Genomic DNA, 7,532 nt, shown 5'->3' on the forward strand with positions numbered 1-7,532 from the left:
GACCATTGGAAGGCATCAACAACAAGATTAAAACGCTACATAAAATGGCTTATGGCTTTAGAGATGTTGAATTCTTTAAGCTAAAAATTATGGCGCTGCATGAAACCAGTTATGTTCTGGTCGGTTGAATTCAAAGTACGCATTTACCGGATGAACCTTCACTAGACCGTAAGCAGCATGCAAGCGAGCGCATTGACTTTTTGGCGTATTATTCTGATTTCTCCCCACCTTTAGGCCCCCAAAAAACAACCCAGGTTAAAAAATCAGGTGAAAAATTCTCAAAACGATGCTCGACATGGGCCGGGACAAAAAAGACAGTACCCGCTTCGAATGGATGGCGTTCTCCTGCCATGACAAATTCGCCATGTCCAGAATGAATAAAATAGAGCTCATCTTGTTCGTGCGGCGTTTGTATATCTGTGCCACGAGGCGCATATAACTCGACAGACATTGAACCATGTACAAACGCAAGCGCAAATGGCTCACCCATTGGCCATTCCTGAGTGGCTTTACCGGGTATTCGTTTTAAAAGATCAGGTACAGTTGCTTTCATAAAGAGATCAAAAGTCAATTATAAATTAATGATTAATTCCATTTCCAAATCAAAAATGACGCGAAGGCGAACCGCAGACAGTATAAATAATACGGCAAGGTGAAGCCGACAAAGTCAGTTTTGATTTAGAAATGGAATAAGTGATATAAGCTGATGATTTGATGAGATCCATCGGAGCCAGTTAATCGACTTTAAAATCGAAATCAAGCATTGGATCAATTTTTCTTTGCAACAGCCAACTCTGCTCGAATTCGATGTAATTTGGGATCGTCTGGCAAAACAGATTCAGCTCTTTGCAGATAGCGTCTGGCTTCTTCAAGTCTGCCGTCGATTCTAGCCTTGGCGATAAGCTGTACATACTGATCGACGATTCTCTGCAGTCCGGAAAGTGCTTCTACATTGTCCGGATCGATTGCGAGCACCCTCTGGTAGTATTTATAAGCATTGTCTCTATGCGGTGTAGTGAAGCGCACCGCTTTCATGGCTTTTTCAGCCGCAGCTAGATGCACTTTGATGGTATCTTCATCCATAGGTTTTGCTGACAAATCCTGATTCGCAGACTGAGGAACTAATGATTCAATCACCACTTGCTGCTGGTCCACATTGGATTTCGATGCAGTTGCGGCATCATCCTGCGACTCACCTTTGTTAACCGATCTATTGGCTGCTGATGAAGACGTCTTTTCAGGTATCTGGCCATTTTTTGGCTGATTTGCTTGATTACGGGCCAAGGCGATGGTTTGCTCTTCTGGTGTTTCTGGTGCAAGGCTGGTTTGATCGCTATGGTACGTAGCTGGAGGCTGAGTGGCTATTGTATTTGGCTGATCATCAAATGGTTCTGAAGCTTTTTTACTAAACCACAAACCAGCAGCAATCGCTGCAATCATTCCGATCATAACACCCATTCCTATGGAACGCCTGACTACCGCATTACTCTTGGTATCATCCACCGTTTTCTGCTCGGTAGTGGCAGGCTTGCCTTGGCTGTCGGTATGCGTTGATTTGAGCAGCATTAAAATCTCTGCTACTGATTGTGGTCGATCGTTATAGTCAGGCCGTAGCATCCAATTGATTGCTTGCAGCAATTCTGCACTATAGGCAGTGCCTGCAGATTTGACAGGTAAAGTCATCGGATCGGGCTCGCCTTTGCTTAAAGCCATTATCCGATTCTGAACCGCATCCGGTTGACGCTGCGTCATACAATAATATAGGGTTGCGCCCAACGCATAAAAATCTGTTGCAGGTCCAAGCACACTCGCTTGCTCATATTGCTCTACAGCCGCATACCCGGTTGCTAATTCGTTAGCAAGGTTAGAGGTACACGCGGCAATAGCCAAGCGTGCGGCAGAGAAATGGGTCAGCAGCGGTTCACCATTCTTGTCCAGCAAAATTGCCGACGGCTGAATTCCACCATGAATAATTTTGCATTCATGGACCTTCTGTAGCGCATCCAGGATCGAGATTAGGATGAATTTTAATTCTGCTTCAGCAATTGTTGTGTCAGGCTGGACCAGCCTGACAAGCGACAAACCTTCCTGGTGAGCCATCAACTGGTAAGCCGTTCCATTGAATTGCAAGATATTCTCTACGCCAGCAATATTAGGATGTTCGATCTGCATGAGAATCTCGGCCTGATGCAAAAAAGCCTTTAACCCATATTCGAAATTTTCTTTATCGCTTGGAGACTTAGGCTCGACGCCCAAACCATCGCTTGAACGAATAGCGAAATCATGGGGAAAATACTCGTGTATTTCTACCTGCTCCTTAAGATGACGATTCCAGCCGTGATAAATGATATCGAATACGCCAATTTTTAAGGTATCTTTAACCTCGAAGACACCGATTTGGGTACCCTCAGGCAGAATTTGATCGTGTATAGATGCCATGGTCTTTATATCTCTTTCTTTAATCTCGTTCAATGAAACTGCTAAAAACTACTGTGACATTCTCCACAGTGTTACTCAGCGCTCCCTCCCCACCTATCTATTGGATAGGTGACTACGCCAAAAATGTATTTTGCTAAAACAATTTTAGTGAAAATCGCTCTACTTATTTCCTTGCTGCTATCCTCTGAGTACTATGCATCATCCATTCTCGCAACATTTTAAGTAGCCTGTTATCTCGAAGATGCAAGTAGATTAATATTACTTGATAAGTTATTTGATTAGATAGCTTATCTGATCCATTGGTATCAGATTTGACCTCATAAAACCAATAAAAGTAGACTTGATTGTGGGAGAATATTTGTGGTGATCCATAAATAAAATTTTACTGCTAACAGGTAACCGACTATTTTTCAGATAATAGAGCTTTTCCTGTAAATTATCACTCAATTAATTAGTTTGCATTTCAAAATGACAAGTCCGGTTTTATCTCACTCTTCTATTACTACCTTACTTAGTATTCATGATTTGTTAAGAGGGCGCTCAAGCCCTTATTTTGTTTTTAATTTGTTACTTTTCTGGAGAGAGTTGTAATGGCAGGTTATGTTGACGATGTCGCTATCCCTTACGATCAGGATCTTGGCCCCGTGCTTTTCGAACACTATGGAGCCGATATCGCACGACGCACCACGGAAAGATCACTGCGCGATGTGCTCGAAATCGCCTCAGGTACGGGAATAGTCACGCGCAAGTTGCGTGACGCGCTGAGCAAGCATGCACGGCTGACTGCAGTCGACATCAGCGATGCCATGCTAGATATCACCCGCGCAAAGTTTCTTCCTCATGAGCAGGTCACATTTCAAATCGCAGATGCCACAGCACTGCCTTTCAATGACGAAACATTCGATGCGGTGGTCTGCCAGTTTGGAGTAATGTTCTTCGATCAAGATACCGCATTTCGCGAAGCATACCGGACGCTGAGGGGCGGAGGGCGCTACTTGTTCAGTGTCTGGGACTCAGAACACTACAATCCTTTCGCCAGTCTAAGTTTTGAGGTGCTAAAGCAGTTTTTTCCATCAAATACCCCCAGCTTCCTGTTTGATCCCGTTTCCTGTCATGAAATTGACCCCATCAAAGAAAAGCTTGTTCGTTCCGGCTTTAAGCGAATAGCCATCTCGATTCAGCAACGGGAACATGATATTGTGGATGTGTCAGCCTTCGCGCGAGCGCTTATTTTCAGTCCGGTCATTTTTGAAATAAGAGAACGCGGTGGCGTCGACCCCGAGGAGATTGCACAGGCGCTAACGCAAGCACTGATCCAAGAGTTTGGCTCCAATCCCACGCGTTATCCGATGCAGGCCATACTGTTTGAAGCGGAAAAGTCCTGAGTTTGGGCTCACCAGTGCTTGGCAATATCAGCACCCAAATATTAAAAACTGATGCAATTTACAGTCCCGGTCTTTCCTGACCCCTCACAACTTTGCTGACACTCCTACTATCTGCTCCATACTTGTTTTCTCAGAAACTAATCAAAGCAGACTTGATTGAAATTTCATTTACTCAAGTATTTCCTTCTCCATTTCCCAATCAAAAATATGACGTGAAGGCGAGCCGCAGACAGTATGAATAATACGGCAAGGTGAAGCCGACCAAGTCAGTTTTGATTTAGAAATGGGATGATTCAGGAGATTGGCGGCAACTTTTTTCAAGTTCTAGCGATTATCCTCTATACTAAAACAGAACCCATTTTGATCATTCAGTAATGTGCTTTGACTAAACAACCCGCTTTGCGTATATTTATTTTTCCTGAACACCCCCCATTGCTTAATCACCTCCTCATCCTCGTCGCGTAACTATTATCAGTAGGTTGTTATGAAAGTACTTCTCTACAACGAGCTTAACCCCAGCACTATTCCTGGCTTTTCTAAGTTACAACAATACCTGGAAGAGGATAACTTCAGATCGGCCGAAGTTAAAAAAATTGGGGAGAATTTGTACCGAGCTAAGCTTAATCAACGTGATCGGCTGTTATTCTCGATTTATCGTTATCAGGAAGAAAATTATGCACTGATTCTGGAATTGATTAAAAACCACGCTTACCAGGATTCGCGTTTTCTGCGTCAGGTTAGCAGTATTGATGAAGACAAAATTCCGGTCATATCCAAACTCGAAGAGCCTACTGGAAAGCAACTGGTTTATCTTAATCCTCACCATAACTCATTTAATCTGTTGGATAAAATCATCTCATTTGATGATCGCCAACAGTCGATTTATGATTTACATCCGCCGCTCATTGTGATAGGTTCGGCTGGCAGCGGCAAGACGGCCCTGACGTTGGAAAAAATGAAACAGGCCATAGGTGATGTCCTATATGTTACTCAATCCGCCTATCTGGTTAAAAATTCCCGCGATTTATATTATGCCCACCATTACGATAATCCCGATCAGCAGATTGATTTTTTATCGTTCCAGGAATTTCTGGAAAGTGTTCGCGTACCGGAAGGCAAGCCTGTCACCTTCCAGGCTTTTCAACAGTGGTTTGGCCGCTATCGCCAAGGCCCCTTGAAAGATGCGCACAAATTATTCGAGGAGTTTCGCGGCGTCATCACTGGGCCTGCTACTGATAAAAGCTGGTTAAGCCGTGAGGATTATCTGAATCTGGGTGTTAAGGAATCGATTTTTCTGGCTGAAGAACGCGAATTAGTCTATGACATGTTTGAAAAATACCTGGCCTTCCTTCAGAAAGAACATTTTTATGATAGCAATATCGTCAGCCATCAGTATCTTCAATACATTCAGCCACGTTATGATTTTGTCGTAGTCGATGAAGTGCAGGATTTGACCAATATTCAGCTCTATCTGATCATCAAATCACTCCATGAAACGCAGAATTTTATCTTGTGTGGCGACTCCAATCAGATCGTCCATCCCAACTTCTTTTCCTGGTCGAAAGTAAAAAGCCTGTTTTATCGGCAGAATGATCTCCAGACATCCGATGAGCTGATCCGGATTCTGAACACTAACTACCGTAATTCACCGCAAGTCACTGATATTGCCAACAAGATTCTAAAAATTAAAAACCAGCGCTTTGGCTCCATCGACAAAGAAAGCCATTATCTAGTAGAAAGCAACGGTCACAACCAGGGTGAAGTATTATTTTTACAAGATACTACCTCTGTTCGCAAGGAACTGGACAGCAAAACCAGAACTTCCACCCTTTTTGCCATCATCGTGATGACGGCCGATCAAAAACCAGCCGCACAACAATATTTCAGCACCCCATTGGTTTTTACCATTCAGGAAGCCAAGGGATTGGAATATGAAAACATCATTCTCTATAACTTCCTGAGTCAGGAAGAAAGCCGCTATCGTGAAATCAGCAAAGGCGTCACTCTGGCTGATCTGGATCAAGACATTAAATATGCCCGTGCCAAGGATAAAACCGACAAATCACTGGAAGTCTACAAATTTTATATTAATGCCCTGTACGTTGCGCTGACCAGGGCGGTTAAAAACCTGTACTGGATTGAAAGCAATCCCAAGCAACCCTTATTGGATCTGTTGGGTTTACGCAACGCTCAGGAAAGCCTGCAACTTGCCAGCCAAAATTCCAGTCTGGATGCTTGGCGCCTGGAAGCGCATAAACTCGAGCTTCAAGGCAAACAGGAACAGGCTGAGCGCATTCGCAATGAAATTCTCAAACAAAAAACGCCAGGCTGGCAAGTCATCACTGGATCTGCGCTGGCTGAGCTAAAACAAAAAGCTATTGAGAAGGGTGACAAAAACGCCAGAATGACCTTGCTTGAGTATGGTTTAGTCTATGAAGATCAAAGCATCATCGATAGCCTACAGAAAGCCGGATTCAAAGCCGCGCAACATCCTGAAAAAAGCTTGCAGCTACTGCAACAGAAGCACTATAGCGCGTATAGCTTTAAAAAACCCGATGCCGTCCTCAGGCAAGTTGATCAATATGGCCCGGATTTTCGCAATATTTTTAATCAAACCCCATTAATGGTCGCCGCCTGGATGGGCAATACCGAAGTGATCAAGGCGCTGATTGAGCTGGGCGCTGATACTGAAAAAGTAGACGACAATGGTCTAACCCCTTTTCAAATCGCTCTGGCGCAAACAGTTCGCAACGAAAGCTACGCCAAAAAGAAACTGGCCGATATCTACGAGCAGCTCGAACCCACCAGTATGAGCATCCAGGTCGATGGCCGTCTGATCAAACTTGACCAGCACACCATGGAGTTCTTCATGCTCAATCTGATGATCGCAATGTCTTATCGCGTCATGACAAAAAAAAGGTTTTACCGACCAGCAGGATTCTCCAGCCAGGATTTTATCGATGCAGTGCAGCACATTCCCTATAGTATTTTGCCGGAGCGGCGCAAACAACGGGCTTATCTATCCAGTATTCTATCAAAGAACGAAATTAACAAAGACGACAAATACAACCGCAAATTGTTTTATCGCGTCATGCGCGGTATTTATGTTTTCAATCCTTACTTGGCACTCAAAGTGGAAGGAGAATGGATTAATATTTATGATTTATTGGCCATTGATAAACCGGTACTGCAATAACAAAAATCTATCGAACCTCACTTTCTAGTCCGCCTAATGTACGAACAAAAAAACCGAATTACACTATCAGTGCACCGATCAGGTCAGCATGGATCGGGTAATTCTTGGCTGAATCTTAGTTGGATCAGTAGCTTTAATCAACTCAAAGCGATAGAGCCTATCCGACTATTCGATTGCGACTAATGATTTGTAGATGTAGGGTGCCAATAAGCGAAGCGCATTGCATCGGCATTTTTTAATTCGGCGCAATAACGATTGCAACTACGCTTGCTAAAAATGGAAGAAGAATAGGCCAATATTTATGATTTATTGGCGATAGACAAAGAAGAAATGCAATATCAAGATCGACAAAATGGGTTCATCCGGTAAATGCGTACTTTGAATTCAACCGACCAGAACATAACTGGTTTCATGCAGCGCCATAATTTTTAGCTTAAAGAATTCAACATCTCTAAAGCCATAAGCCATTTTATGTAGCGTTTTAATCTTGTTGTTGATGCCTTCCAATGGTC

The 7,532-nt window shown here is 43.5% G+C and carries 7 protein-coding genes; 3 read left to right on the forward strand and 4 right to left on the reverse strand.

Features of this window, described 5'->3' with window-relative positions; genetic code table 11:
• The coding region (locus tag BM122_RS19505; RefSeq protein ID WP_143083558.1) for a transposase at positions 1-128 on the forward strand (128 nt) is incomplete at its 5' end.
• An 80-nt stretch (positions 129-208) separates the two neighbouring features.
• Here BM122_RS19505 and BM122_RS19510 read toward each other — a convergent pair.
• Together BM122_RS19510 and BM122_RS19515 are read right to left on the reverse strand one after the other, a co-directional pair.
• A complete protein-coding gene (locus BM122_RS19510; protein WP_074907163.1) occupies positions 209-553 on the reverse strand; it encodes a cupin domain-containing protein in 345 nt (114 codons plus the stop codon).
• Between the two features lie 215 nt (positions 554-768).
• Positions 769-2,439 carry a protein kinase domain-containing protein gene (locus BM122_RS19515; protein WP_074907160.1) on the reverse strand — a complete coding sequence of 557 codons (1,671 nt, stop codon included), beginning with the start codon at positions 2,437-2,439 and terminating at the stop codon, positions 769-771.
• A gap of 590 nt (positions 2,440-3,029) precedes the next feature.
• Between BM122_RS19515 and BM122_RS19520 the strand changes: the two genes are divergently transcribed.
• Positions 3,030-3,824, forward strand: coding sequence for a class I SAM-dependent methyltransferase (locus BM122_RS19520; RefSeq protein ID WP_074907161.1), 795 nt, complete (start codon positions 3,030-3,032; stop codon positions 3,822-3,824).
• Between the two features lie 168 nt (positions 3,825-3,992).
• Here BM122_RS19520 and BM122_RS23670 read toward each other — a convergent pair whose 3' ends face one another.
• On the reverse strand, positions 3,993-4,145 hold the full coding sequence (locus BM122_RS23670) for a hypothetical protein (protein ID WP_177198223.1): 153 nt from the start codon (positions 4,143-4,145) through the stop codon (positions 3,993-3,995).
• A 163-nt stretch (positions 4,146-4,308) separates the two neighbouring features.
• On the opposite strand from BM122_RS23670, the gene BM122_RS19525 reads away from it, so the two are divergent.
• Complete coding sequence (locus tag BM122_RS19525; protein WP_083398619.1) at positions 4,309-7,020, forward strand: ankyrin repeat domain-containing protein; 2,712 nt, start codon at positions 4,309-4,311, stop codon at positions 7,018-7,020.
• A 384-nt stretch (positions 7,021-7,404) separates the two neighbouring features.
• Here BM122_RS19525 and BM122_RS19530 read toward each other — a convergent pair.
• On the reverse strand, positions 7,405-7,532 hold a 128-nt coding region (locus BM122_RS19530), incomplete at its 5' end, for a transposase (RefSeq protein ID WP_143083558.1).

Origin of the sequence: Nitrosomonas communis, from assembly GCF_900114745.1 — a bacterium.
GTDB lineage: Bacteria > Pseudomonadota > Gammaproteobacteria > Burkholderiales > Nitrosomonadaceae > Nitrosomonas > Nitrosomonas communis_A.

Bases quoted from the DNA above. Each gene is read 5' to 3' on its own strand.
- BM122_RS19520 (WP_074907161.1), top strand. From the start codon at position 3,030: ATGGCAGGTTATGTTGACGATGTCGCTATCCCTTACGATCAGGATCTT.
- BM122_RS19525 (WP_083398619.1), top strand. From the start codon at position 4,309: ATGAAAGTACTTCTCTACAACGAGCTTAACCCCAGCACTATTCCTGGC.
- BM122_RS19510 (WP_074907163.1), bottom strand. From the start codon at position 553: ATGAAAGCAACTGTACCTGATCTTTTAAAACGAATACCCGGTAAAGCC.
- BM122_RS19515 (WP_074907160.1), bottom strand. From the start codon at position 2,439: ATGGCATCTATACACGATCAAATTCTGCCTGAGGGTACCCAAATCGGT.